Genomic DNA, 23,556 nt, shown 5'->3' with positions numbered 1-23,556 from the left:
GGAAGTCAATGGCTGCGTTCATGGAGCAGACGAGTAGATGGAAAGCAACCGCCTCGGAGCGGCTTTGTGCAGCTGGCCGGACCTGAGCCGTACTTTTACGGGCCCTTGCTTTGGCACTTCGCGCCCGTATGCAGTCCCTGTTGGCTTTTTTGCTGTTGCCATTTTCCTGGCTGTACGCCGCCGTACTGGCGGTGCGCAACTGGCTCTACGACGCAGGCTGGAAGAAATCCGAAACGTTCGCTGTGCCTTTGCTCAACGTGGGAAACCTGCGGGTGGGCGGCACTGGCAAGACTCCCCACGTGGCGTGGCTAGTCGAAGAGCTGCTGCGCCAGGGCCACCGCCCCGCCATATTGAGCCGGGGCTACGGCCGGCGCACCAAGGGCCCGCGCCTGGCTGGGCCTACAGATTCGGCCGCCACCGTGGGTGACGAGCCGTGGCAATACTATCAGCAGTTTTCAGCCCAACACATGCCCGTGGCCGTGGCCGAAAAACGCCGCCTTGGGGTTGCGCTTTTGCTGCAAACGCACCCCGAGGTAACCGTCATCGTGCTCGATGATGCCTACCAGCACCGCGCCGTCCGGCCCTCGCTTAATGTGCTGCTCACGGAGCTGGCGCGGCCTTTTTACGACGACCAGGTGCTGCCCGCCGGCCGCCTGCGCGAAAGCTGCCGCGGGGCTCAACGGGCCGATGTAGTTATCGTAACCAAATGCCCACCCGATTTGTCGGCCGCCGCCCAGGCCGCGGTGACGCAGCGTATCCGCCGGTATGCCCGGCCGGCCGTGCCGGTGCTTTTCTCGGCTTATGCCTATGCCGAGCCGCAGCCCTTAACGGCGGAACAGGAGGCTGTTGCCGCTGAGCCGGTGGCCCTGAAGGTGCCCGAGCCGGGCCGGAAATCGGCGCTGCTGCTCACGGGTATTGCGCAGCCTGGGCCGTTGCGGGAACACCTCGAAAGCGAGGGCTACACCATTCAGCACCACGCGGTTTTCCCCGACCACCATGCCTTCCAGCCCGCTGACCTGCAGGCCTTGCGTGCGCATTGGCAGCCGGGCTGGCCTATTTTTACGACGGAAAAAGATGCTACCCGCCTGCTGGCGCCCGAGTTGGGCGCTGCACGGGCGGGGTTGGCATTGTATACCATTCCGGTGCGGGTGGCGTTTCTGGGCGATGGGGGCGCGGCCCTGCGCCGCTGCTGCCCGGCGCCCCTGCATCCGGAAACTGATTTTTACTTAGGCTCAGCCGTGTTTCCTCTGGAGCATGGCGTATTGGTTACCTGCTTGAAGGCTCAACAACGAGGATATTTATTGGCGTGGCCAGTGCTGCGGCCCCTGTTCGGACTGCTCATGCTGCTGAGCATGCTAAGCGCAACTTCGGCCCGGGCCCAGGTGCTCGACGACTCTACCAAAGTCCTGTACGGCCCCAAAACCACACGCATTATCTACGAGGCCGAGGTGTTGCGCGACTCCACCTCGGGCACGCCTCTGGATACCACGCTTACCCGCTGGCCCCAGGCGCGGTTTTGGTTTCACGACACCACTTTTCAGCAGGATTTGGGGGCCATCGGCACGGCCTCGCGCCCGCTGCTGTACCAGCCCAATCTGCAGCTGGGGGCGCGTTTTGGGCGCAATGCATTCGACAAATACGCCCGCGATGCCGCCAAGGTGCCGTATTACGATTCGCGCTCGCCCTACTCGTTTTTCCGGGTGGTGCAGTCGGGCACCGGCGAGCAGGTTTTTGAAATCAGCTACAGCCGCAGCCTCAAGAAGAACTTCAGCGTGGGTCTGGCTTACGAGCGCATTGCCTCCAATAAAATTCTGGCTGCCACCGGCTCCCGCGATGGCTTAGTGGAGCATTCCAACCTATTGCTTTTTGGCCGCTACCAAACCGATGACGAGCGGTACCATCTGCTGTTTAATTTCAGCAACGTGCGCCATCGGGCCATCGAGCAGGGGGATACGACCAGCCAGCGACACCCTGGAGCCGAGCGAATTATTCAACTATGGCCGGGAGCAGGCATACCTCACCAAAGCGGCCAACAACGAAGCCCGCGACGAGCTTTACTTCACCCAAACCTACCGCCTGCTCGGCCGCGGGCTCACGGTGTACCACACCTTCGACGCTAGGCGCCAGTACAACAGCTACTCCGACCTGGCTCTGAATCGGCTCGAAAACGGCAACTTCCTGTTTTATCCCAACACGCCGGTGCGCAACGTCAACGCCACCCTCGACCGGGCCGAATTCCGCCAAATCGAAAATACGGTGGGCGTGCTCGGCCGCACCAACGCCGTGGAATACCGCCTCTACGCCCGCGACCGCATTGCCTCGCTCACCAGCCAGCGGCTCGATTCGTCCTCGCTGCCGGCCAACCTGCCGCTGAGGCGGGCCGCGCCCCGGCGCAATTTCAACGAAGTGTTTTTGGGGGCACGGCCGCGTTTAATTACCGCACCATTTACGCGGTAGAAACCGCCGGTGAAATTCACGCCTTGTCGCTGGGCTCCACCTACACCAACTACCCCGAATACTGGTTGCGCGCCTCTATTCGCACCGGTCCGCTGTCGGCTGGGGCGCTGCGCGCTCGTATTCGCCCACGCTCACCCAGCAGGAATTTGTGGGCAACCACTACGAATGGCACCACCTGCCCGGCACCAGCAGCGAGTTCAGCAACACCAACACCACCCAGCTCACCGGGCGCCTCCGCCTGAAACTGCCCAGCCTGGGCAGCCTCACCGGGCAGCATTTCGAAGCCAGCGTGAGCGCCGTCAACATCGCCAACCTGGTGTACTACAACACGCTGGGCGTGCCAGCCCAGGTAACTACGGCGCGCAATATTCAGATTGCCAGAGCCCGGCATCAGGTGCGCGTGGGCCGGCTCAATTTTGACAACCAGGCCACGTACACCAAAGGCGCCGACGTGGAAGGCCTCCGAATCCCTGTTGGTTACCAATTCGCGGGTGTTTTACGAGGGCTACATTTTCCGCAAGGCATTATTAAGCCAGGTCGGCGCCGAGATGTATTACCAGTCGCGCTTCCGCGCATTTAATTACAGCCCCAGCACGCAGCAGTTTTATCAGCAGGACAATTTCACCATCCGGAATTATCCGGTAGTTGACGTATTCTTTTCGGCCGATATCAAGTCGGTTAGCTTCTTTTGAAAGCGGCTTATGTCAACCAAGGGTTACTTTATAATGGGTATTACACCACCCGTATTACACGGGTTATCCGCGGCGTTTTCAATTAGGCGTACGGTGGGATTTCTTTAATTAGGAATTAGAAAATGAAGGAAAAAACCATCCTGAAATTAAAGCTGAATACCGACCCGCGCTGGGTAGATATTGCCGGTAAAAACATCGAAGATATTTTGGTGGACCACGCCTGGTGCGAGCAAAAAGCCGCCAGCACCGGCATCAGCATGATTATCCATTACCCGGAGAAAACCCGCCTCGTGGACGAACTCACCGACCTCGTGGCCGAGGAGTGGAGCCACTTCGAGCGGGTGCTGCTGGAACTGCGTAAACGCGGTTTTCAGCTGGGCCGGCCGCGTAAAGACGATTACGTAGTGCAGCTGTTGGCCCACGTGCGCAAGGGCGGCGCCCGCGAGCGCCACTCATGGACCAGCTCCTGGTTTCGGCCTTAATTGAAGCGCGCGCCTGCGAGCGTTTTAAATTGCTCTGGCAAAATATTGCCGATGCCGAACTAAGTAAATTCTATTACGAATTAATGGTTTCCGAAGCCGCGCATTTCGTGAGCTACGTGGATTTAGCCAAGGAATACTGCGACCCGAAACTGGTAGAAGAGCGGCTGCAGGAACTGCTGAAAATCGAAGGCGAAATCGTGACGAATCTGCCCGTGCGTAACGACCGAATCCACTAAGCGCAAGGTTGCGCAAAGTTTTGAGGGAAGTCTCGCTAAGTCAGAATCAACATCGACTTAGCGAGACTTCCTTTTTAAACTTTGCGGCACTTCGCGCGCTAATCGGCAGGAAGAATTGTGCCGCGCACTTCGCCGAAACCGATGCGGATGCCTTCCTTTTCGGCGTAGCCGCGCATGATGACGGTGTCGCCGTCGAGCAGGAATTTGCGCTCGGAGCCGTCGGGCAGATGCAGGGGGCGCGTGCCGCGCCAAGCCAGCTCCAGCATCGAGCCCAGCGAGTCGGGCGTGGGGCCGCTGATGGTGCCGGACGCGTAGAGGTCGCCCGCTTCCAGGTTGCAGCCGTTGGAGGCGTGGTGGGTGAGCTGCTGGGCCATGCTCCAGTACATCAGGCCAAAGTTGGCGCGGCTGACGGTAGTTTCGGGGCCATCGGCGGGCGCGAGGGCTACTTCCAGGTTCACGTCGAAGTTGTGCTCACCGGCCTGGTCAAGGTAAGGCAGAGGCGTGGGCTCCTGCTCCGGGCCGGCAATGCGGAACGGCTCCAGGGCATCGAGCGTGACCACCCAGGGCGCTACGCTGCTGCCAAAGTTCTTGCCCAGAAAGGGCCTAGCGGCACGTATTCCCAGCTTTGGATGTCGCGGGCGCTCCAGTCGTTGAACAGGCACAAACCAAAAATGTGGTCTTCGGCTTCGGCAATGGGCACGGTGGTGCCGAGCTCGGTGCCTGTTCCTACCACGAAGGCCATTTCCAGCTCAAAATCGAGTGGCGGCTGGGGCCGAAGGTGGGCGCGGCTTCGTCGGGGGCTTTGCGCTGGCCGTTGGGCCGCTTGATGTTGGTACCCGATACCACGATGCTGCTGGTGCGGCCGTGGTAGCCGATGGGCAGGTAGCGCCAGTTGGGCAGCAGGGCGTTGGCCGGGTCCCGGAACATGGTGCCCACGTTGGTGGCGTGCTCGATGCTGCTGTAGAAATCGGTGTAGTTCCGGGGCTTCACGGGGCGCAGCATGCGCACGTCGGTTTGGCGCAGGAGGCAGTCGCGCACGGCGTCTTCGTGGTCGCGCAGCTCGGGCGCGTCGTGGCGGAGCAGCTCGCTCACGCGCTGGCGTACGGCGCGCCACGCCGGCCGGCCCAGGCGCAAAAACGCGTTGAGCGAGCGGCGCCGGAATACCTTAGGCTGCGCGTCGCCCAACTCCGTCAAATCCTCGAAAAAGCCGTACTGGCTGGCCGCGTACAGGTCGAGCACGTAGCGGCCGATGGCTACGCCCAGCCGGGGGCCATGGGTTTCGGATTCGAACACCCCGAAGGGCAGGTTTTGAATGGGAAAGTCGTTGCCGGGCGGAATGTCAATCCAGGAGCGGAGGGTGGGCGAGTTCGGCGAGGTGGCCATGGAGTAAGGGTGGGTGCGCGGCAAAAGTAGGGCAGGGGCTTCTACTACGTTGTTCAGCTTGGTTGGGCGCCTATTTTTTCGAACCTTGCCGCTTCCTATTCCTGCCCGCTCGCATGATTCACCCCGACACCGAATTGCGGTTCATCAGCCCGGAAATCGGCTTTGGCGTGGTGGCCACCAAGCTGATTCCGAAGGGGACGATTACTTGGACCTTCGATTCGCTCGACCAGATAATCGCGCCTGAAAGCTTCGAAAAGATGGACCCGCTTCAGAAGGTGTTTCTGGATAAATACTGCTACCGCGACCACAACGGCGACTATGTGTTGTGCGGCGACCACGCCCGATTTGTGAACCACAGCTTCCGTTCCAGCTGCATGAGCACCGCCTACGACTGCGAGCCTGGCCGTGCGCGACATCCACCCCGGTGAGGAGCTCACCGACGACTACGGCTACCTCAACCCCACCGAGCCCTTTGCCTGCGTGCCCGAACCCGGCTGCACCCGCACGCAGGTGCTGCCCGACGACCTGCTCAACTTCCACCCCGAATGGGACGCCCAGCTTCTGGAGGCCTTCGCGCATTTTAACAACGTAGCGCAGCCGCTGCTGCACCTGCTGGCCCCCGAGCACCGGGACCGGGTGCTGGCCGTGGCGGCGGGCCAGGCTCCCATGGATTCAATTCTGAACTGCTATTGCCACCTCAATAAGCCGTAGAAACCATGAAACGCGCGTCCGCTCAACCGGCCAGAAACCCCAATCGCGGGGCTTCCTATGGCACGTTGTTGCGGGTGGCGGGCCCGGTCCTGCTCGGCAGCCTCACTCAAAGCGTCATTTACCTCACCGACTCGCTGCTCGTGGGCCGGCTTGGCGAGGGCCCGCTGGCAGCCATGGGCATGGGTGGGCTTCTGTTTTACCTGATGACCACGGTAGGCGCCGGGCTGGGGCTGAGCGTACAAATTCTGGTGGCCCGGCGCCTGGCCCAGGGCCGGGTAGCAGCCGCCCGCCGACAGTTTATCGCCGCCGGAAATCTCACCCTGGCCCTGGGCGGGGCACTGGGCGGCCTGCTCTGGCTGCTGGCCCCGGCGATTAGCACGGCGCTGGTGCCCGCTGCGGCGGTGGCGGGGCAGGTAGCGGCCTATCTGCGCGTGGTGGCGTTGGCTGTGCCGGCCAGCTATGCCTGGCTGTGGCTGGTGGGGCTTTACACCGGGCTGGGGCAAACGCGCCTGCTGCCGTGGAGCGCCTTGGGTATCACCATCGCCAACGTAGTGGGCTCTTACGCCTGGATATTGGGCGGGTTGGGGGCGCCCCGGCTGGGCGTGGTGGGCGCAGCCTGGGCCACCGTGCTTTCAGAAAGTGTGGGGTTTGCCGTGCTGCTCGCGGGGCTGCTCTGGCCGGCTCAACCCTTGCTGGCGGGCTGGCTGCGCAACTGGGGCTGGCACCGCCGGGCCGCGCGGCGCGTGCTGCGCTTTGCGGGCCCTGTAGTCCTGAAGCAGGTGGTGGAAGTGAGCAGGCGGCTGCTGTTTTTGTGCTGGTGGCCCGGCTGGGCGTGCGGGCCCTGGCCGTTTCCAATATTGTTCGCAGCCTCTATACGTTCGCCAGCTTGCCCGCGCTGGCCCTGGCAGCAGCCCTGCAAACCATCGTCAGCCGGTACGTGGGGCAGGGCCGGCAGGCGGCGGTATTGCCCACCGTGCGCCGGGCGGCGTTGCTGGCGGTTGGGCTGGGCCTGGGCCCGGTGCTGGTGCTGGTAGCTGTTCCTTTGCAGGTAGCGGGCGGCTTCAGCGACGAGCCGGCCCTGGTAGCGGCCACGAGGCCCTTGCTGCAGCTACTGGCGGCGCTGTTGCTCACGTTTTCGGCCAGCACCATGTGGAGCCATGCCGTGGTAGGGGTGGGCGGGGCCGACCGCTCGCTGGGCATGGAGCTGGGCGCTACCAGTGCCTACCTGCTGGCGGCCTGGGGCGCCGTGCGGCTGGGCTGGCCGCTGGCAGCCGTGTGGGCCACCGAGCTGGGCTACTGGGCCCTGCTCGGTGGCCTGAGCTGGCGCTACCTCCGGCGGGGGCAGTGGCAGATATTACAATAGAGGGTGTTATCGAGCCTCCACTGCAGTGATTTCGGGCACGGCTTTCTTTACGGTGTCTTCCAGGCCGGCGCGGGTCATGGTCGACATGGGGCAGGCGCCGCAGGCGCCTTCCCACTGGCTGGAGCACGCCTTCGGGAGTGATGTTGGCCACGCGCACGTTGCCGCCGTCGGTGGCCAGGTAGGGGCGCAGCGTGTCCAAGGCCGCCTCGATGCGGGGCATCAGGGGGTGGTCGAAAACCGGGGCAGAGGTTGGGAGTTCCACGGACATTAGGGATTCATTTGCACGACGGCCGTTTTGGGGGCCACGTTGTTTCGAATACTCACCTGCCGGGCCACAGACTCGGCCAGGTCGGCAAACAGGCGGCCGACGGCGGACTCGGGGTCCAGCACGGCCGGCTGGCCCTGGTCGCCATTCTCGCGGATGCTTTGCACCAGCGGCAGCTGCCCCAACAGCGGCACGTCGTGCTGCGCGGCCAGGCGCTGGCCGCCGCCTTCGCCAAAAATAAAGTACTTGTTGTCGGGCAGCTCGGCCGGGGTAAACCAAGCCATGTTTTCTACCACGCCCAGCACCGGCACGTTGATTTGGGGCTGGCGGAACATCTGCAGGCCTTTCTGGGCATCGGCCAGCGCGACTTTTTGCGGCGTGGTCACAATCACGGCGCCGGTCACGGGCACCGTCTGCACCAGCGTGAGGTGAATGTCGGAAGTGCCGGGGGCAGGTCAAGCAGCAGGTAGTCAAGCTCGCCCCAGTCTACTTCGGTAATAAACTGCTTGAGCGCCGACGAAGCCATGGGGCCGCGCCACACAATGGCCGATTCGGCCGGGGCCAGAAAGCCAATGCTCATCAGCTTTACGCCATATTTCTCGATGGGCCGGATGAGGTTTTTGCCGTTCGGTCCCTGAAACACGTGCGGGGCCTCGTTTTCCACGCCGAACATGGTGGGCATGCTGGGCCCCGAAATGTCGGCGTCGACCAGGCCCACTTTGGCGCCGGTGGCGGCCAGGGCCACGGCCAGGTTGGCCGTCACGGTGCTTTTGCCCACGCCGCCCTTGCCCGAGGCAATGGCGATGATGTTCTTCACGCCGGGCAGCAGGTCGCCGCGGTTGTTGCGCAGGGTGGTCACGCGCGAGGTCATGGTAATCACCACGTTGGCATCCTTGGCCACCATGGTATGAATGGCCCGCTCGCAGGCATCGTGAATCAGCTGCTTGAGCGGGCAGGCGGGCGTGGTGAGCACCACGGTAAAGGCCACGGTGAGGCCGTCAATCTCAATGTTCTCAATCATGTTGAGCGTCACGAGGTCCTGGCCCAGGTCGGGCTCTTCCACGTAGCTCAGCGCTTTAAGAACGGCTTCTTTGGATATGGTCATATTAGGCAAAGCGCCGGGACATGGCGCGGTGCAAAGATAACCCGGGAAGCGGCGGGCAGGTTCAGACCTAGTTAAATTGCCATGTTTATGAACTAAAAGCCTCAGTAGCAATAAATCCGATAACGTGAGCAATATTTACGAACTCATCGTGCTCCGCTTATTCTACTTGGAATTTCCTTTGTCTTTCTTATGCAAAACATTGACAAAATACAAAATACTGGCAACTTCGAATTCAACTGTCTACCCAACTGTAGCGAAGAGCCTGAGGAATTAGTAATTTTTGAGCTGGTGGTGCCGGGAGCTGCCAAGGTGCCCGCGCCCCGCCACCACATCGAAATGTCGCGCATCATGGTGCGGCAATGCTCGGTGACGAGCACCGTGACCGGCAAGGTACTGACCCAGCTCAATGCCAACAATACTGCAGCCGTTGCATCCGGCTGGAGCATTACGGCTACGCTGGCGGCCCCCGGCGCGCCCGCCGGTTCTAGGCAGCGCCCGACTGGCCGGGACTATTTCAGGAACTCCATCTGACGCGACGCCAGCAGGCCCTCGGGCACGCTCAGGGCGCCGGTGTGCGGGTCTATCAGGCCGTTGCGCTCGTCCTCGATGTTGGTGGCCTGGGTGTACACGTCGCCGGCAATGGGCCGGCGACGCAATTCCTGCTTGAAGGCCCGGATGCTGTTGGTGCGGGCCTCGGCGTCCTGCGGCCCGCCGTAGTCCGAAAAGCCGAAGCCGCCCCATTCGCTCACAATCAGCGGCACCTGGTGGCGGTAAAAGAACGGGTCGCCCACCACCAGCGGAAACGCGGCCGTGCCTTCCATCTCGCCACCCACCAGGCGGTCGAGCAGCTCCTTCCAGCGGTCGAGGTCGGGGGTGTAGAGGTGGGCCGTGAGCAGGTCCGACTTCAGGCGGCCGGTGTAGGAAATGTGGTGCCAGCCGTCGTTGTCGACTACCAGAAACTGCGGATAGGCAATCTGCATGAAGTGGTAGGTGTCCACAATGTACTTGCGGGTTTCGGGGTTGGTGGCAATGTCCTGCGCGCCCCAGTCTTCGTTGTATAAGCTCCAGATGATGATAGACGGGTGCGTTTCGCTGAGCGTAACCAGGCGCAGGAGCTCGGCGCGGTGGTTTTCGCGGCTGCGGGGCGTTGAGCTGTGCGGGCTGGGCACTTCCACCCACAGCAGCAAACCCAGCTCATCGGCGAGGTTGTAGATGCGCGGGTCGATGCCGGCAATGTGCACCCGCACCAGGTTGCAGCCCAGCGCTTTCATGGCGTGCATGTGGCGCTGCATTTCCTCGTAGGTGGCCTGCCCGGGCTGGTACAGTATGCCGTCGAGGTAAGTCGAGTGGTTGTTGAGGTACACGTAGCGGCCTCGGGCTTCGATTTTGCGCAGCCCAAACAGGGTTTCGATTTGCGAAGGGTAGCCCTGGGCGTCGATAAGTTGAGCCACCAGCCGGTACCGGTTCGGCGCTTCCGGCGACCACGCTCGGCGCCCGGCACTTCCAGCACCACGCGCTGCTGCCATTGGCCGGCCTCGAGGTGCAGAGGGAAATCTGATTGAGCCAAAGGAGTTTCCCGGTTCGGGGTTTTGGGGTCGAACACCCGCAGGCGGATGATGTACTGGCCCGCGTCGTGAATGCGCAGGGTCAGGTTGAAGCGCACCAGCTGGTCTTCAACCACGCTCACCACGCCCACGCGCGAGCGCAGGCGGTTGCGCTCTACTACTTCGAGCCACACGCTGCGCACGGCGCCGGTGTAGGTTTGGTACCAGATGCCGCCGCGCTTGTACACGTGCGATTCCTGCTTGCCGCGGGTGGTTTCGGCGTCCATGTTGTCGGCAATGCGCACAGTGAGGCGGTTCACGAGGTGCAACTGCGCCTCCTCCAGCTCATAAGTGAAGGAGGTGTACTCGCCGTAGTGCACGGTTTCGCCCTCTATCGTTTTGAGCAGCTGTCCGTTGAGCCACACCCGGGTTTCGTAGCCGCAGGCGCCAAATGTGAGCTGGAGCATGGACCGGGATTGGGGCTCGGCCACTTCGGGCAAGTTGAATTCGCGCTCGTACCACCCCACTATCTGGTCCTGCCACTTGGCAATGCCCTGCTGGCCCCGGGCCTGAGCCAGGTGCTCTTCTACCGACCCCGGCCATTGCGCGGTGTGCTCGTAGGTGTGGCCCAAAGCCCAATCGTCGCGCAGGCCCACATCGGCTTCGTCATGGTCGAAACGCCACTGGCCGTCGAGCAGCACAAAGTTGTTCATGCGCAGCACGGCCCGGGGCAGGGGTTGGCCGTTTCGTCGGTCGGGGCCTCTTCGGGGGAGCTAAACGAGAGCGAGTAATTAGGGGAATGCGCGTCTTCCATGCGGGGCTATACAGAATTGAGGCCGTGAACTTCCCAAGAAAGCCGAACCTAAGTGCCATTAACGTCCGGAGCTCTTAGAATGATGCAGGCACGCGCTCAAGCCAATTTGTTGAGGGCCGCCCTGCTGGCCCAAAACCCGCATTTGGGCGGCGCTGCCCATAAAAAAGCCCCGACTGCAACAATCGGGGCATTTGAAAGGAAGTTGAGCCAATGCCAGGAGGCTATCAGTCCTGCTTAGGTTTTTTGCTTCTTCTTCTTGGCCGCGGGAAACAGAATGTTGTTCAGTATCAGGCGGTAGCCGGGCGAATTGGGGTGCAGGGCCAAATCGGTGGGGTCTTCGCCCACGAGGTGCTGGTAGTCTTCGGGGTCGTGGCCGCCATAGAAGGTCCAAGTGCCTTTGCCCAGGGTGCCGTGCACGTAGCGCGCCTCGCCGGTTTGCTTGGTGTCGCCCATCACCACCACATCGGACTTGATGAGGCGCTTGCGGAAGGCCGTGGTTTGGCCCATAAAGCCGTGAATGGTTTTCTCGTGGTTCTGGCAGAGCATGGTGGGCACTGGGTCGTACTTGGCCGAGAAGGTGAAGAGCGAGAAGTAGTCGTTCTGCTCGCCCAGGCCGCGCTCGCCGGGCTGCATGTCGATGTTGGAGTATTCGTACTGAAACGGATTGCGCTCGAGCCTGGAAGTTTTCGAAGGCCAGGCAGCGGTTGAAGTTGAGCTTGGATTGAGCAGCCGGGTCGGCCGGGTCGCCGTCGTACATGCTTTCCACCATGTCGATGCCCAGGCCGGCCAGGGCGATGTCGTAGCTATCCGTGGCCGAGCACATGGCGAACAGAAACCCGCCGCCGGCGATGAATTCCTGCATTTTGGAGGCCACTGTGCCTTTCATCTGGCTCACCTTATTGAAGCCGTTGCGCTTGGCCGCGGCTTCGGCGTCGCGCACCTGCTGCTGGTACCAGGGGTAGTTGCGGTAGGTGGCGTAAAACTTGCCGTACTGCCCCGTGAAGTCTTCGTGGTGCAGGTGCAGCCAGTCGTATTTGGGGAGCTGGCCGGCCAGCACTTCGTCGTCGTAGAGCTGGGTGTAGGGGATTTCGGCATAAGCCAGCACCATGGTCACGGCGTCGTCCCAGGGCTGCTTGCCTTTGGGGGTGTACACCGCGATTTTGGGCACTTTCTCCAGCTTCATCACATCCATGTTGGCGTTGGGGTCGGCTATTTCCTGGAGAATGCTGGTGTACTGGGCCTCGCTGATAACCTGGAATGTGACGCCGCGCACGGCCAGCTCATTTTCGGCTCCTGCGGTGCTTTCGAAGGCAAAAGAGCCGCCCCGGTAGTTGAGCAGCCAGTCGACGGGCACTTCGCGCTGGAGCAGCCAGAAGGCCACGCCGTAAGCCTTCAAGGCCTCTTTCTGGGTGTTGTCCATGGGGATGAACACGTGGTTGGCGCGGGCGGCCAGCGGGGCGGCTACCCCGGCCACAACCCAGAGCAGGAAGAGCAGAAAACGCTTGAGCAGCATAATTTTTTAGCAAAAGAAACGCATCGAAGCAACGAGGTTGCGGTGCGGGTGGTTCAAGTTAAGCGCCGGCCGCCGAACTTTGGCGGCGTAGGTTGTAGCACCAAAGTTCAGGCCTGGCTGCTCCCGCCTCCGTTTATGCGCCCGCTCACCCCAACCATTTCTGCAAATGAGTCCTTTTGAGAACGTCCGCGAAGCTTTTCGCTCCATCCGCGCCAATCTGCTGCGCACCATCCTCACGGCCCTCATCCTGAGCATCGGGCTGTTTGCGCTGGTGGGCATCCTCACCGGCATCGACGCGATGAAAAACTCGCTGTCCGAAACCTTCGCCAGCCTCGGGGCCAATTCCTTTGACATCCACGCCAAGGGCTACAGCAACCGCGGGCGGCGCGGCGGCGTGCAGGCCAAGCAGTACGCCCCGGTAAACTATCTGCAGGCCAAGCAGTACAAGCAGGCCATGGGCGACGATGCCCAGGTGGGCGTCTCGGCGTTCGTGGCCGGAGCCGTCGAGATGAAGGCCAACGGCATCAAAACCAACCCCAACATGCAAGTGGTGGCCGGCGACGAGAATTACCTGAAAATCCAGGGCTACAACCTGGCCAACGGTCGCACCTTTTCGCAGGCCGAGCTCAACAGCGGGGCCAACGTGATGATAGTAGGGGAAGAAATCCGGCTCAAGCTGTTTCCCAAGCAGAGCCCGGTGGGCCAGTACGTGTCGGCCATGGGGCGGCGCTTTTTGATAGTGGGCCTGCTGGAGAAAAGCGGCAGGCTCGATGGGCGGTGGCGGCGCCGACCGCCTGGCCCTGCTGCCGCTGGAAACCGGCAACCAGCTGCCCCGGCAGCGCGCCCTCACCTACGACATCAAAACCGCCACCGACCAGCAGGGCACGCTCAACTTCCTGATTGGCCAGGCCACCGGCGTGATGCGGGCCGTGCGCCACGACAAACTGGGCCAGGAAGACAGCTTCGTGGTGGAAAGCAGCGAATCGCTGGCCAACGACCTGAATTCGATTTCGGGCAAGGTGAAGGCCGGCGGCAGCATCATGGCCTTCATCACGCTGCTCGGGGCCAGCATTGCCCTCATGAACATCATGCTGGTATCGGTGACGGAGCGCACCCGCGAAATCGGCATCCGGAAAGCGCTGGGAGCCACCGCCGCCCAAATCCGTCAGCAGTTCCTCATCGAAGCCATTGTGATTTGCCTGCTCGGCGGCACGCTGGGCATCGTGCTCGGCATTCTCGGCGGCAATGGCGTGGCCCGGTTTGTGGGCTCGGGCTCCTTTCTGGTGCCGTGGCTTTGGATAATTGTGGGGCTGGTAATCTGCGTAGGAGTGGGGCTGGCTTCGGGCTATTACCCCGCCAGCAAAGCGGCCGCGCTGGACCCCATCGATTCACTGCGCTACGAGTAGCTTCCTGAGCTGATTGTGGAAGGTTCTACCGTGCCTGGGTGCGGTAGATACGCGGCTGCGCTATACATTTGCTCATTACTCATTTGTGCAAATGCCATGGCTGCCCCCGTTCCTGTTCCCATCGACCAACGCTTTGCCCAACTCATTCAGCAGTTTGGCTTAACGAAAAACAGCTTTGCCATATCGTTGGGCAAGACGGCCAGCGTGGTGCAGCACCTGATAGACGGGCGCAACAAACCCGGGTATGACCTTCTCTGCCGGGTTTTTGAGGTATACCCAAATGTCTCAAGAGACTGGCTGCTGCTCGGTCGCGGGCCCATGCTGGTAGGAGGGGAATTAGCACCAAAGCCTGTGGAGCAAGCGGCCGTTCCCGCTCCGGAATTGCCCTCGGCTCCACCCGATTTTGAGGAGATAGAGGTGCCGCCTCACCGGCGCTCGGGACCGGGCGTGGCCGGCACCCGCCTGCAGCCCGCCGAAATTGCCGCCACTTTAGCCTTGGCGGCCGCAGCCAACCAGCCCATCCGAGCTACTCCTCCAACGCCAGTTGCCGCTCTAGAAGCTCCCGCTGCATTAGCCGTAGCCGATGCTCCCGCCGTCCCCGTGGCTGCGGCAGAGCCTCAGTTTTCGCAAGCGTCTCCAACTCCGCCAGCTTCTGCAATGACGGAAACGGCCCCTTCAGCTCCAGCGTCGGCTCCTTCCGAGCCGGTTCCGGCTACTGCCCAACCTGCCATAAACAGCGCCCAGGCGGTAATGCCGCCTGTATATGCGGCAGCGCCGGCTGCCGGGCCAACGCCGGAAATCTACGTAGCGGCTGCGCTCCACGCCCAGCACTTGCAGCACCAACTGGCCCTATCGGAAATGCGCAACCAGCACTTGCTCGAGCAGCAGCAAATGCTGCGCGAAATGCTGGCCATGGCCCGGCAATCGATGGTTTAGGCCAATACGCCCATTTCTTCGGCTTCCATCAGGCCGATGGCATTCACGCCGGTCAGCCGCAGGTACTTCATTTCGCCAACCAGCAGGGGGTCGTACTTGGCGGCTACCCGGATGTAGTTGGGCGTGAAGCCTTCCATGCGGCCGTCGGTGACGTCGTCCTCAAACAGTACGTCGGTTTCCAGGCCTAGGTGCTGCTCGTAGAAAAACCGCTTTTTCTTCTCCGATAAGCTCCGCAGCTGCGTGGTGCGCTCGTGCCGCACCCGGTCCTGCACCCGGCCGGGTAGGGTAGGCGCCAGCGTGTCGGGCCGCTCCGAATACGGGAACACGTGCAGGTAGCTGATGGGCAGCTCGTTCAGGAAGTTGTAGGTGTCGAGAAAATCGGCATCGGTCTCGCCGGGAAAGCCCACAATCACATCGACGCCGATGCAGGCGTGCGGCATCAACTCCTTGATGCGGGCTACCCGGCTGGCGTACAGCGCCCGGCGGTAACGGCGGCGCATCAGCCCCAGAATCTTATCCGAACCGCTTTGCAGCGGGATGTGGAAGTGCGGCATGAAGCGCGCCGAAGCCGCCACGGTGTCCAGAATTTCGTCGGTGAGTAGGTTGGGCTCGCAGCTGCTGATGCGGAAACGGCGGATGCCGGTCACGCCGTCCAGCGCCTTCACCAGTTGGGTGAAGTCTTCGCGCCGCTCGCGCTCGGGGCCCTGCAGGCCGAAGTCGCCGAGGTTCACGCCCGTGAGTACAATTTCCTTAACGCCGGTTTCGGCCAGCTTTTCTACCCGCTCTACCACGCTGGCAATGCTGCCCGAGCGGCTGCCCCCACGGGCCAGCGGAATGGTGCAGAATGAGCAGGAATAGTCGCAGCCGTCCTGCACCTTGAGGAAGGTGCGGGTGCGGTCGCCGTACGAATGCGCGGCGTGAAACTCGGTGGCTTCAGAGATGGGCGAGGCGTGAACCTGCCCGGGCTGCCCGGCAGCAGGCTTCTTGAAATCGGCCAGTATCTCAACCAGCTGAAACTTCTCGGCCGCGCCCAGCACGGCGCTCACGCCGGGAATGGTAGCAATTTCCTGGGGCTTGAGCTGAGCGTAGCAGCCCACAATGGCCACAAACGCCTCGGGATTGTGCTTCAGGGCCTGCTGCACCACCTTCCGGCACTTGCGGTCGGCGTGGTCGGTGACGGAGCAGGTATTGATGACGTATAAATCGGCGCCGGCTTCGAAGGGGATTTTCTCAAAACCCTTTTCCTCAAACTGACGGCCAATGGCCGAGGTTTCGGAGAAGTTCAGCTTGCAGCCGAGGGTATAAAAAGCAACGGATTGGGGGTAGGCATAGCGCCACAAAGGTAAGCACGAGGGCGTGCGGTAGGTCAGCAACCAAGTACTGGTGGGCTGAAGAGATAAAGCCTACCGTTAACAGCCTCTTTCCTTACTTCCGGGCAAAGTCTTCCAAGGAGACTTGCTGCATGGCCTTGCCCAGCTTGATTTGAGCATCAGGCACGTTGGCGCCGCGGTCCCAGACTTGCTGGCTCACGTTGTCAAACGTCACGGAGCCAGCCGGCGAGACGGTTCCAAACCCGTTATTAAAGCAGTAGTAGGCGAAGGGAACCGGATTGGGGGCCAGCAGGTCGCGGCTCCATGGAAAGTTGCCGGCGGGCAAGTTGAGCTGGCGGAGCAGGGTGGCGGCCACATCGGTTTGCGAGCCGATGGTGCTCACCACCCGGCCGCGGGCTTCCGGGCGCAGGGCGCCCCCGGCCAGTATTAGGGGAATGCGAAATTTGTCCGGGCTTTGGTTAGAGGAGTGGCCCGGCAGGCGGTGGCCGTGGTCGGCTACCAGCACCAGCAGCGTGTGTGCGTACCAGGGCTGTTTCTGGGCTTCCTTTAGAAAGCGGCCCAGCGTATAATCGGTGTAATAAATTGAGCTGCGGAACAGGTCCTCCTCGGTGGGGCCGGGGAACCGGGGCTTCATGGGTACCTCGAAGGGCTCGTGGCTGCTCAGGGTAAAGGCCGTGACAAAAAACGGCTGCCGCTGCTGCTTCAAATCCGCCTGGATGCGGTTGAACAGGGCACCGTCGTGGGCGCCCCACTTCGAGTTCTGCTCCGTCATGGAAAAATCCCCGCGCTCCGTGATTTGCTCGTAGCCGGCCGTCTGCACGTAGCTCTTCATGTTGGCAAACGCCAGCTCGCCTCCATAGTAATAGTGCGAACTGTACCCTGCTGCCGAAAGTGGGCGGCAGAGGTGCGGCAGGGCCTCGTTTTTGCGCGGAAACTTGATGATGCTGGTGGTAGGCTGGTTGGGGTAGCCCGAGAGTAGCGCCACCAGCCCTTTCTGGCTGCGGTCGCCGGCCGCGTAGATATCGGTAAAGACGATGCCTGTGCGAGCCAGGCTATCCAGCGTGGGCGTAACGCCGCGCTCGCCGCCCACGCTGCCCACCAGCTTCGAGGTGAAGCTTTCCAGAATAATAAACAGCACGTTGGGCCGGGCCTCGTTGAGCAAGGAAGCCGTGGAAGAGAGCGTGACCGGAGCGCCCACCGCGCCGGGGTACAGGCCGGCCACCAGCCGCCGAGCCGTACTGTCGGGCATAAACGGCGGTGGGGCCAACTCGCGCGAGCGCTGCACCAGGGCACTCATCAAATTCCATGGGGCGTTGATGGCGGCGTGGTTGGCAAAGGCCGTGCGCGAGAAATACACGTCGCTCTGGTTTACCGGTATCTGCTGGGTGCCGCCGCGCAGGGGCACTACCAGCAGGGCCGCGTATAATAAGGCAGCCACCGCCGCCCTTCCACGCCCAAACCACGCCGGCACCGGCGCCAGCTGCCCGACTACTACCCGGTAGAGCCCCCAGCCGCCCGCCGCCAGCACCGTAAACAGCGCCAGCAGCAACAAAATGGGGGCGGTGCCCGCCGAAGCCGCCATTTCTTTGGGAGAGGTCAGGTATTGCAGCGGGGTATCGTCGAGCCGGAAGCCCCAGGTGCGGTACAGCTCCAGGTCGGCTGTAATCAGCAGGGCCAAAAACGCGCCCATACCAATCGTATAAGCGCCAATCAGGCGGCTCAAGGGCAACCTCGGCAGCAGGCTGGCTACTAGCAAAAGCAAAAAGGGAACGATGCTCACGTAAGCGGCCGCGGAAGCATCCAGGCGCAAGCCATATCCGAAAGTGGCGAGCAGGGTAGAAGCCGAAAGCTTAGCTGCAGCTACGTGGTGGTATCCCAGGAAAAGGGCACGCGCCAGCCCAAAAAAGAACAGCCAGAAGACAAAGTAGCGTGCCTGAAACGCAAAGCGGTTTTTCACGCTGCAAAGATAACCTGCCAGCCAAACCGGCTGAGAATATAGCAAGCTCAGCTATGTTTTGTTATTTCTGACAATTATTGAAACAAGGGTGGTGTTTGAAGGGGTGTGTTTCCCAAAAGTTACCATTTTCTGAAACATGACCTTTAATTTTCAGGTGGGTTGAGCTAAAAAGTGAATCCTGTTTTATCTTTGCCTTCATAATAGCAACCCAATCGCTACCATTTACCCTAGTCAGGTTACAAATCCATGGCAATTCTCCGCTTCAAAGCCTTAGAACTCGTCAACCAGCGCCAGCCCATTACCGTGGTGCCGGCGGCCCCGCGTCGTTCCGACAGCTTTGGTCAAAACGTGTTCAACCTGGAAGCCATGCGGGCCACCATGCCCGGTGATTACTTCAAGAAGCTGCAAGGCGCCATCAAGCAGGGCGCTACCGTGGAGCACAACGTGGCCGATGCCGTGGCTTCGGCCATGAAAACCTGGGCCATGGCCAAGGGTGCTACCCACTACACGCACTGGTTTCAGCCGCTCACCGGCTCAACCGCCGAAAAGCACGACTCTTTCTTCGACCTGAATTCCGACGGTCGTCCGATTGAAAATTTCAAGGGCTCGGCGCTAGTTCAGCAGGAGCCCGATGCGTCGTCGTTCCCCAACGGCGGCATCCGCAACACGTTTGAGGCCCGCGGCTACACGGCCTGGGACCCCACGTCACCCGCTTTCATCATCGAAACGGTGGGCGCGAAGACTCTCTGCATCCCCACCATTTTCGTGGCGTACACTGGTGAGGCCCTCGACTACAAAGCCCCGCTGCTGAAGTCGCTGGCCGTACTGGAAAAGGCCGCTTTGGAGGTTTGCCAGTATTTTGACAAAGACGTTACCCGGGTAAACACCACGCTCGGCATCGAGCAGGAGTACTTCCTGGTAGACAAGGCGTTGTACGATGCCCGGCCCGACCTGGTGATGACCGGCCGGACCGTATTCGGTCACTCCCCGGCCAAAGGCCAGCAGCTGGACGACCATTATTTTGGCTCAATTCCGGCCCGCGTGCACGGTTTCATGCTCGAGTTTGAGGAGGAAGCCAACCTGCTCGGTATTCCCCTGCGTACCCGTCACAACGAGGTGGCCCCCAACCAGTTTGAGTGTGCCCCGACATTTGAGGACGCCAACTTGGCCATCGACCACAACCAGCTGTTGATGGACGTGATGGACCGCGTGGCCGAGCGCCACAACTTCAAGGTGCTGCTGCACGAGAAGCCTTACGCCGGCGTAAACGGCAGCGGCAAGCACAACAACTGGGCAATGAGCACCGACACCGGCGTAAACCTGCTCGCGCCGGGCCGCCGGCCCAAGGAGAACCTGCAGTTCCTGGCCTTCCTCATCACCACCATTCAGGCCGTGCACCGCTACGCCGACTTGCTGCGCGCCAGCATCGCTTCGGCTTCGAACGACCACCGCCTCGGCGCCAACGAAGCCCCGCCCGCCATCATGTCCGTGTTCCTGGGCTCGATGCTGGACTCGGTGCTCGACGAGCTGGAGCGCACCGCCAAGCTGCCGCTCGACAAAGGCGACAACATCTACCTCAAGCTCGGCATCGATAAGATTCCGGCCATTCTGCTCGACAACACCGACCGCAACCGGACGTCGCCCTTCGCCTTCACCGGCAACAAGTTCGAATTCCGCGCCGTGGGCTCTTCGGCCAACTGCTCCTCGGCCATGACTGTGCTCAACACTATTGTCGCCGACCAGCTGATTGACTTCAAGCAGTCCGTGGATGCGCTCATTGACCAGGGCAAGAAGAAGGAAGTGGCCATTGTGGAAGTGCTGCGCGAGTACGTTATCGGCTCGAAAGCCATCCGCTTCGAAGGCAACGGCTACTCGGACGAGTGGAAGCAGGAAGCCGAAAAGCGCGGCCTCAACAACATTGCGACCACGCCGCTGGCCCTCGACGCGCTGGTGCGCGAAGACGCCGCCGAGCTGTTTGCCCGCCACGGCATCTTCACTGAAGTAGAGCTGCACGCCCGCCACGAGATTTTGCTCGAGGATTACCAGAAAAAATCCAGATTGAGAGCCGCGTATTAGGAGATTTGGCAATTAATCACGTAATTCCCACTGCGCTCTCCTACCAGACCAAACTGGTGGACAATGTGCGCGGCCTGCGCGAGATTGGCCTCGACGGCGAGCACAGCCAGGTAACTGTGGAAATGATTAAGGCCATTTCCCGCCACGTAACGACCATTAAAACCAACGCCGACGCCATGACGGAGGCGCGTAAACAAGCAAACAAAATCGCAGATGCCCGGGCGCTGGCCCTGGCCTACTGCGAGGAAGTAAAACCGAAATTCGACCCCATCCGCCGCGCCGTTGACAAGCTGGAGCAGATGGTGGCCGACGAGGACTGGCCCCTGGTAAAGTATCGCGAACTATTGTTCAGCCGGTAACTAGGGACGGAATCGGGTCCGGTGTTGGGTGGGAATTCTCGCCGCGCCCCGGTTTTAAAAGAGGTGCCTCCGTGAGGTGCCTTTTTTGGTAAAGCGCCGCAAACGATTGCGGAAGCCGCTTACGGCTTTATCTTGCCAACTGATGGCTTTTTGGGGCTTTGTGGGCGCTTGGGCGTGGCCGCAGCGGGCGCGGCAAGCAGTAAGGGCAGCCGCGGCGTGGCGTTCTCGTCGTCAAGCACTTCGGCGCTGGTACCGGGGTCGGGTACCAGCATCTTCCAGGTGGCCCGGCGCAGCTCGTCGAGCCGGTCCAGCGACTCGCTGACGGTGGCATTGGCCTTGAGCTTGTCAAACAAGCCGCTTTTGTGGCCTGTGGCAATCAGCTTCTCGATTACGAAGGGCAGCACCCAGCCCACCACGTTGGAAGCCAGGGCTCCGCGCAGGCCCAGCCGCACGAGCAGCCGCACCGTCATTTGCTCCACCAGCATCACCCGCACGGCGGGCACGGCTTTGTCGGCCAGGAAATCGGCCACCAGCCGGAGGTTGCCTTTTTCCACCTCGGCCCGGAGCACGTCCTGCACGCTGTCGAGGGCGCGGGCGGCCAGCTGCCGAAACAAGCGGCCGGTTTGCCAGGCGGCCAGGCCCGTGAAGCGGGCAGCGCCAATCAGGGTTGGAATAAAGCTGGGTTTTTTCATTTTGGGATAGCCAAAAACGGCATAAATGGGTCTGCAAAGGAACGTGCCGGCTATTGATAGGGTTAATCTCAACAGTTGGCCTTGAGTCCGCTTTTGCGCTCGATATTACTATTGCAACCGGGCCTGTTGCCTTTTTCCTTGTATGTCTGATTTATTGCTGGATATAAATTTACAACATCTGCCCGATGACTTTTTTGGCGGCGAGTGGCAGGTAGCCAACCGCGTGCTGAACCGCAACGACCCGGGCAGTCCCCTGGCCCAGGCCACCCGGCTGGTGCTTACCCCCGGCCAGCTGGAAGCGCAGTCCGAAGCGGCCGGCCTGAGCCAAACCGGCCGCTGGGCCGTGACGCGCGATGAGATGCTGAACCGTCCCTACCTCAGCTTTGAGCTGCCGGAGGAGGCCACGCGGGCACTGGTGACGCGCCTGCGCCGCTCGGCCGATGGGCTGCGCAGCCAGCTCAACCTGTACTTTGCTTCGGGCATGGAAATGCAGGCTCGACCGCAGCTAACTTTTATTGTCGAACCTTATTTAGAGTTTGTTCGTGAGTACTACGCCTGCTTCACTCCCCTCATCCATCCAGTTGTTGCCCACGTCAGCCGCGGGTGGTTCGGTTGGGCCCGAACAGTTTACGTTTTTAATCGACGTGATTCCGCAATTGGTCTGGATTACCGACCCGGCCGGGTTTCATACCTATTTCAACCAACGCTGGATTGACTTTACGGGCTACCAGGCTCGCCGATAGCGTGGGCCCGGACATGTGGAACAACCTGCTGCACCCCGACGACCGCGCCAGGGCCCGCGAGGTATGGGGCCACTCGCTGTCCACCGGCGCCGATTACAACATCGAGTACCGCTTCAAGGCCAAGGACGGCTCGTACCGGTGGTTTCTGGGCCAGGCGCTGCCGCGTCGCGGCGAAGACGGGCAGATTATCGCCTGGTTTGGCACGTGCACCGACATTCAGGAGCAGCGCCAGATGCGCGAGCAATTGGAAGCCGCGTATTCTGATTTGGAGGCGAAGGTGATGTTCCGCACCTTGGATTTGGAGCACGAAGTGCAGTCGCTTAAGCAGCAGTTGGGCGCGAAGTAACTGGGTAATCGTTTTTGGATATTGTGTAAAGACGGCTCTTCGGAGCCGTTTTTCGTTTGTACCGCTGGCAGTGTGCTTCGCCCGCTTAGCCGCAATTGCACATTGCCAGCTCAACTACCTTCCTTTCTATGAATGCCATTATTATTGAGCAGGCCGGTGGCCCCGAGGTGTTACACCAACGCCAGCAGCCCCGGCCTGAGCCGGCCGGCCACGAAGTCCTGATTCGGGTGCACGCCGCGGGCGTCAACCGGCCCGATGTGCTGATGCGCCAGGGTAAGTATGCCGGCAGCGGCGACGTCACCGGCCTGGTACCCGGGCTGGAAATAGCCGGCACGGTGGAACAGTGCGGGGCCGCGGTCACGCGCTGGCAGCCAGGTGCGGCGGTGTGCGCCCTGCTGCCCGCCGGCGGCTACGCCGAATACGCGGTGGTGGATGCGCGGCATTGCCTGCCTGTGCCCGCGGGCCTGAGCATGGTGGAAGCGGCCGCCCTGCCCGAAACGGTGTTCACCGTATGGCACAACGTGTTTGAGCGGGGCGGGCTGCTGCCCGGCGAATCGCTCCTGGTGCACGGCGGCAGCAGTGGCATTGGCACTACGGCCATTCAATTGGCCAAAGCACTAGGCAGCAAAGTAGCCATCACGGCCGGCGACGACGCCAAATGCGAAGCCTGCCGTAGACTAGGCGCTGATTGGGCCATTAATTACAAAACAGAGGACTTCGCCGAGGTTCTGAAAGCCGAAGGGGTAGATGTGGTACTGGACATGATTGGCGGCGAGTACATCGCCAAAAACCTGCGACTCCTGAAGGATGACGGGCGCCTGGTTTTCATCAACGCTATGCAAGGCGCTGTGGGCGAATTCAACGCCCTGGACGTGATGCGCCGCCGCCTGCACATTACGGGCAGCACCTTGCGCCCCCGCTCAGGTGAGTTTAAAGCGGCTCTGGCCGCAGAGGTGGAAAAGCGCGTATGGCCGTTGGTAGCCGCGGGCAAATTCCGGCCGGTCATCTACCAAACCTTTCCGTTGGCCGAAGCTGCGGCGGCGCATCGGCTCATGGAGAGCAGCGCGCACATCGGCAAAATTGTGCTGGAGGTGTATGAGTAAAAGCTGCTCAGCATGACGTCCTTTTTGCCGTCAGCTCAATTA

The 23,556-nt window shown here is 61.4% G+C and carries 17 protein-coding genes and 9 pseudogenes; 17 read left to right on the top strand and 9 right to left on the bottom strand.

Annotated elements, in window-relative coordinates; translation table 11 throughout:
• Positions 1 to 128 precede the first annotated feature (128 nt).
• From lpxK to miaE, 5 genes and pseudogenes are all read left to right on the top strand, one after another.
• Positions 129 to 1,955: pseudogene (gene lpxK / locus ACFQT0_RS17585) on the top strand (tetraacyldisaccharide 4'-kinase); the annotation flags it as partial.
• Positions 1,885 to 2,457, top strand: coding sequence for a putative porin (locus ACFQT0_RS17580; RefSeq protein WP_380204484.1), 573 nt, complete (start codon positions 1,885 to 1,887; stop codon positions 2,455 to 2,457). The pseudogene lpxK and the gene ACFQT0_RS17580, both read left to right, overlap by 71 nt.
• Before the next feature lie 58 nt (positions 2,458 to 2,515).
• Positions 2,516 to 3,037 (top strand): putative porin, encoded by a 522-nt coding sequence (locus tag ACFQT0_RS17575; RefSeq protein WP_380206067.1) that lies wholly within the window; start codon positions 2,516 to 2,518, stop codon positions 3,035 to 3,037.
• Entirely contained in the window at positions 2,949 to 3,149 is a 201-nt protein-coding gene (locus ACFQT0_RS17570) for a putative porin (protein ID WP_380204483.1), read from the top strand. Before ACFQT0_RS17575 ends, ACFQT0_RS17570 begins: the two co-directional genes overlap by 89 nt.
• Before the next feature lie 122 nt (positions 3,150 to 3,271).
• Positions 3,272 to 3,867: pseudogene (miaE, locus tag ACFQT0_RS17565) on the top strand (tRNA isopentenyl-2-thiomethyl-A-37 hydroxylase MiaE).
• Between the two features lie 98 nt (positions 3,868 to 3,965).
• On the opposite strand, the pseudogene fahA reads toward miaE, so the two are convergent.
• A pseudogene (gene fahA, locus ACFQT0_RS17560) lies at positions 3,966 to 5,250 on the bottom strand (fumarylacetoacetase).
• A gap of 113 nt (positions 5,251 to 5,363) precedes the next feature.
• Here fahA and ACFQT0_RS17555 point away from each other — a divergent pair.
• The 4 genes and pseudogenes from ACFQT0_RS17555 (at position 5,364) to ACFQT0_RS17540 (ending at position 7,324) form a co-directional block, all read left to right on the top strand.
• On the top strand, positions 5,364 to 5,678 hold the full coding sequence (locus ACFQT0_RS17555; RefSeq protein WP_380204482.1) for an SET domain-containing protein: 315 nt from the start codon (positions 5,364 to 5,366) through the stop codon (positions 5,676 to 5,678).
• On the top strand, positions 5,656 to 5,961 hold the full coding sequence (locus ACFQT0_RS17550; protein ID WP_380204481.1) for a hypothetical protein: 306 nt from the start codon (positions 5,656 to 5,658) through the stop codon (positions 5,959 to 5,961). Before ACFQT0_RS17555 ends, ACFQT0_RS17550 begins: the two co-directional genes overlap by 23 nt.
• Before the next feature lie 5 nt (positions 5,962 to 5,966).
• Positions 5,967 to 6,509 (top strand): annotated as a pseudogene (locus ACFQT0_RS17545) (MATE family efflux transporter); the annotation flags it as partial.
• A complete protein-coding gene (locus ACFQT0_RS17540) occupies positions 6,431 to 7,324 on the top strand; it encodes an MATE family efflux transporter (RefSeq protein WP_380206066.1) in 894 nt (297 codons plus the stop codon). The pseudogene ACFQT0_RS17545 and the gene ACFQT0_RS17540, both read left to right, overlap by 79 nt.
• Before the next feature lie 6 nt (positions 7,325 to 7,330).
• Here ACFQT0_RS17540 and ACFQT0_RS17535 read toward each other — a convergent pair.
• Both ACFQT0_RS17535 and ACFQT0_RS17530 read right to left on the bottom strand, forming a co-directional pair.
• A pseudogene (locus tag ACFQT0_RS17535) lies at positions 7,331 to 7,592 on the bottom strand (NifU family protein).
• Positions 7,592 to 8,694 (bottom strand): annotated as a pseudogene (locus ACFQT0_RS17530) (Mrp/NBP35 family ATP-binding protein). The pseudogenes ACFQT0_RS17535 and ACFQT0_RS17530 overlap by 1 nt, the downstream one beginning before the upstream one ends.
• 189 nt (positions 8,695 to 8,883) lie before the next feature.
• Between ACFQT0_RS17530 and ACFQT0_RS17525 the strand changes: the two are divergent.
• Positions 8,884 to 9,225 carry a hypothetical protein gene (locus tag ACFQT0_RS17525; protein ID WP_380204480.1) on the top strand — a complete coding sequence of 114 codons (342 nt, stop codon included), beginning with the start codon at positions 8,884 to 8,886 and terminating at the stop codon, positions 9,223 to 9,225.
• On the opposite strand, the gene ACFQT0_RS17520 is transcribed toward ACFQT0_RS17525, so the two are convergent.
• The 3 genes and pseudogenes from ACFQT0_RS17520 to ACFQT0_RS17510 form a co-directional block, all read right to left on the bottom strand.
• Positions 9,204 to 9,965 carry a glycoside hydrolase family 2 TIM barrel-domain containing protein gene (locus ACFQT0_RS17520; RefSeq protein WP_380206065.1) on the bottom strand — a complete coding sequence of 254 codons (762 nt, stop codon included), beginning with the start codon at positions 9,963 to 9,965 and terminating at the stop codon, positions 9,204 to 9,206. The genes ACFQT0_RS17525 and ACFQT0_RS17520 overlap by 22 nt on opposite strands.
• Complete coding sequence (locus ACFQT0_RS17515; protein ID WP_380206064.1) at positions 9,962 to 10,951, bottom strand: sugar-binding domain-containing protein; 990 nt, start codon at positions 10,949 to 10,951, stop codon at positions 9,962 to 9,964. The genes ACFQT0_RS17520 and ACFQT0_RS17515 overlap by 4 nt, the downstream gene beginning before the upstream one ends.
• 335 nt (positions 10,952 to 11,286) lie before the next feature.
• Positions 11,287 to 12,565: pseudogene (locus tag ACFQT0_RS17510) on the bottom strand (asparagine synthetase B).
• A 166-nt stretch (positions 12,566 to 12,731) separates the two neighbouring features.
• On the opposite strand from ACFQT0_RS17510, the pseudogene ACFQT0_RS17505 reads away from it, so the two are divergent.
• From ACFQT0_RS17505 to ACFQT0_RS17495, 3 genes and pseudogenes are all read left to right on the top strand, one after another.
• A pseudogene (locus ACFQT0_RS17505) lies at positions 12,732 to 13,268 on the top strand (ABC transporter permease); the annotation flags it as partial.
• A 67-nt stretch (positions 13,269 to 13,335) separates the two neighbouring features.
• Positions 13,336 to 13,971 (top strand): ABC transporter permease, encoded by a 636-nt coding sequence (locus ACFQT0_RS17500; RefSeq protein WP_380204479.1) that lies wholly within the window; start codon positions 13,336 to 13,338, stop codon positions 13,969 to 13,971.
• Between the two features lie 96 nt (positions 13,972 to 14,067).
• Complete coding sequence (locus ACFQT0_RS17495) at positions 14,068 to 14,907, top strand: hypothetical protein (protein WP_380204478.1); 840 nt, start codon at positions 14,068 to 14,070, stop codon at positions 14,905 to 14,907.
• On the opposite strand, the gene mtaB is transcribed toward ACFQT0_RS17495, so the two are convergent.
• Positions 14,904 to 16,247: a tRNA (N(6)-L-threonylcarbamoyladenosine(37)-C(2))-methylthiotransferase MtaB gene (mtaB, locus tag ACFQT0_RS17490; protein ID WP_380204477.1), complete on the bottom strand. Its 1,344-nt coding sequence runs from the start codon at positions 16,245 to 16,247 to the stop codon at positions 14,904 to 14,906. The genes ACFQT0_RS17495 and mtaB overlap by 4 nt on opposite strands.
• Before the next feature lie 85 nt (positions 16,248 to 16,332).
• Complete coding sequence (locus ACFQT0_RS17485; RefSeq protein ID WP_380204476.1) at positions 16,333 to 18,195, bottom strand: LTA synthase family protein; 1,863 nt, start codon at positions 18,193 to 18,195, stop codon at positions 16,333 to 16,335.
• A 246-nt stretch (positions 18,196 to 18,441) separates the two neighbouring features.
• Between ACFQT0_RS17485 and ACFQT0_RS17480 the strand changes: the two are divergent.
• Positions 18,442 to 20,630 (top strand): annotated as a pseudogene (locus ACFQT0_RS17480) (glutamine synthetase III family protein).
• Between the two features lie 119 nt (positions 20,631 to 20,749).
• Here ACFQT0_RS17480 and ACFQT0_RS17475 read toward each other — a convergent pair.
• Positions 20,750 to 21,322: a hypothetical protein gene (locus ACFQT0_RS17475; protein WP_380204475.1), complete on the bottom strand. Its 573-nt coding sequence runs from the start codon at positions 21,320 to 21,322 to the stop codon at positions 20,750 to 20,752.
• 142 nt (positions 21,323 to 21,464) lie between these two features.
• Between ACFQT0_RS17475 and ACFQT0_RS17470 the strand changes: the two genes are divergently transcribed.
• The 3 genes from ACFQT0_RS17470 (at position 21,465) to ACFQT0_RS17460 (ending at position 23,514) form a co-directional block, all read left to right on the top strand.
• Positions 21,465 to 22,037 carry a hypothetical protein gene (locus ACFQT0_RS17470; protein ID WP_380204474.1) on the top strand — a complete coding sequence of 191 codons (573 nt, stop codon included), beginning with the start codon at positions 21,465 to 21,467 and terminating at the stop codon, positions 22,035 to 22,037.
• Positions 22,038 to 22,066: 29 nt separating this feature from the next.
• Positions 22,067 to 22,411 (top strand): PAS domain-containing protein, encoded by a 345-nt coding sequence (locus ACFQT0_RS17465; protein ID WP_380204473.1) that lies wholly within the window; start codon positions 22,067 to 22,069, stop codon positions 22,409 to 22,411.
• A gap of 128 nt (positions 22,412 to 22,539) precedes the next feature.
• Positions 22,540 to 23,514, top strand: a complete 975-nt coding sequence (locus ACFQT0_RS17460) for an NAD(P)H-quinone oxidoreductase (RefSeq protein ID WP_380204472.1) — start codon at positions 22,540 to 22,542, stop codon at positions 23,512 to 23,514.
• Positions 23,515 to 23,556: the final 42 nt, after the last annotated feature.

Origin of the sequence: Hymenobacter humi (genome assembly GCF_042665855.1) — a bacterium.
GTDB classification, from domain to species: Bacteria; Bacteroidota; Bacteroidia; order Cytophagales; family Hymenobacteraceae; genus Hymenobacter; species Hymenobacter humi.
This window is presented reverse-complemented; position numbering and strand designations above follow the sequence as displayed.

Coding starts and splice junctions, on each gene's coding strand:
- ACFQT0_RS17470 (WP_380204474.1), top strand. CDS start 21,465: ATGTCTGATTTATTGCTGGATATAAATTTACAACATCTGCCCGATGAC.
- ACFQT0_RS17495 (WP_380204478.1), top strand. CDS start 14,068: ATGGCTGCCCCCGTTCCTGTTCCCATCGACCAACGCTTTGCCCAACTC.
- ACFQT0_RS17460 (WP_380204472.1), top strand. CDS start 22,540: ATGAATGCCATTATTATTGAGCAGGCCGGTGGCCCCGAGGTGTTACAC.
- ACFQT0_RS17515 (WP_380206064.1), bottom strand. CDS start 10,951: ATGAACAACTTTGTGCTGCTCGACGGCCAGTGGCGTTTCGACCATGAC.
- ACFQT0_RS17525 (WP_380204480.1), top strand. CDS start 8,884: ATGCAAAACATTGACAAAATACAAAATACTGGCAACTTCGAATTCAAC.
- ACFQT0_RS17520 (WP_380206065.1), bottom strand. CDS start 9,965: ATGAAAGCGCTGGGCTGCAACCTGGTGCGGGTGCACATTGCCGGCATC.
- ACFQT0_RS17500 (WP_380204479.1), top strand. CDS start 13,336: ATGGGCGGTGGCGGCGCCGACCGCCTGGCCCTGCTGCCGCTGGAAACC.
- ACFQT0_RS17580 (WP_380204484.1), top strand. CDS start 1,885: ATGACGAGCGGTACCATCTGCTGTTTAATTTCAGCAACGTGCGCCATC.
- ACFQT0_RS17475 (WP_380204475.1), bottom strand. CDS start 21,322: ATGAAAAAACCCAGCTTTATTCCAACCCTGATTGGCGCTGCCCGCTTC.
- ACFQT0_RS17555 (WP_380204482.1), top strand. CDS start 5,364: ATGATTCACCCCGACACCGAATTGCGGTTCATCAGCCCGGAAATCGGC.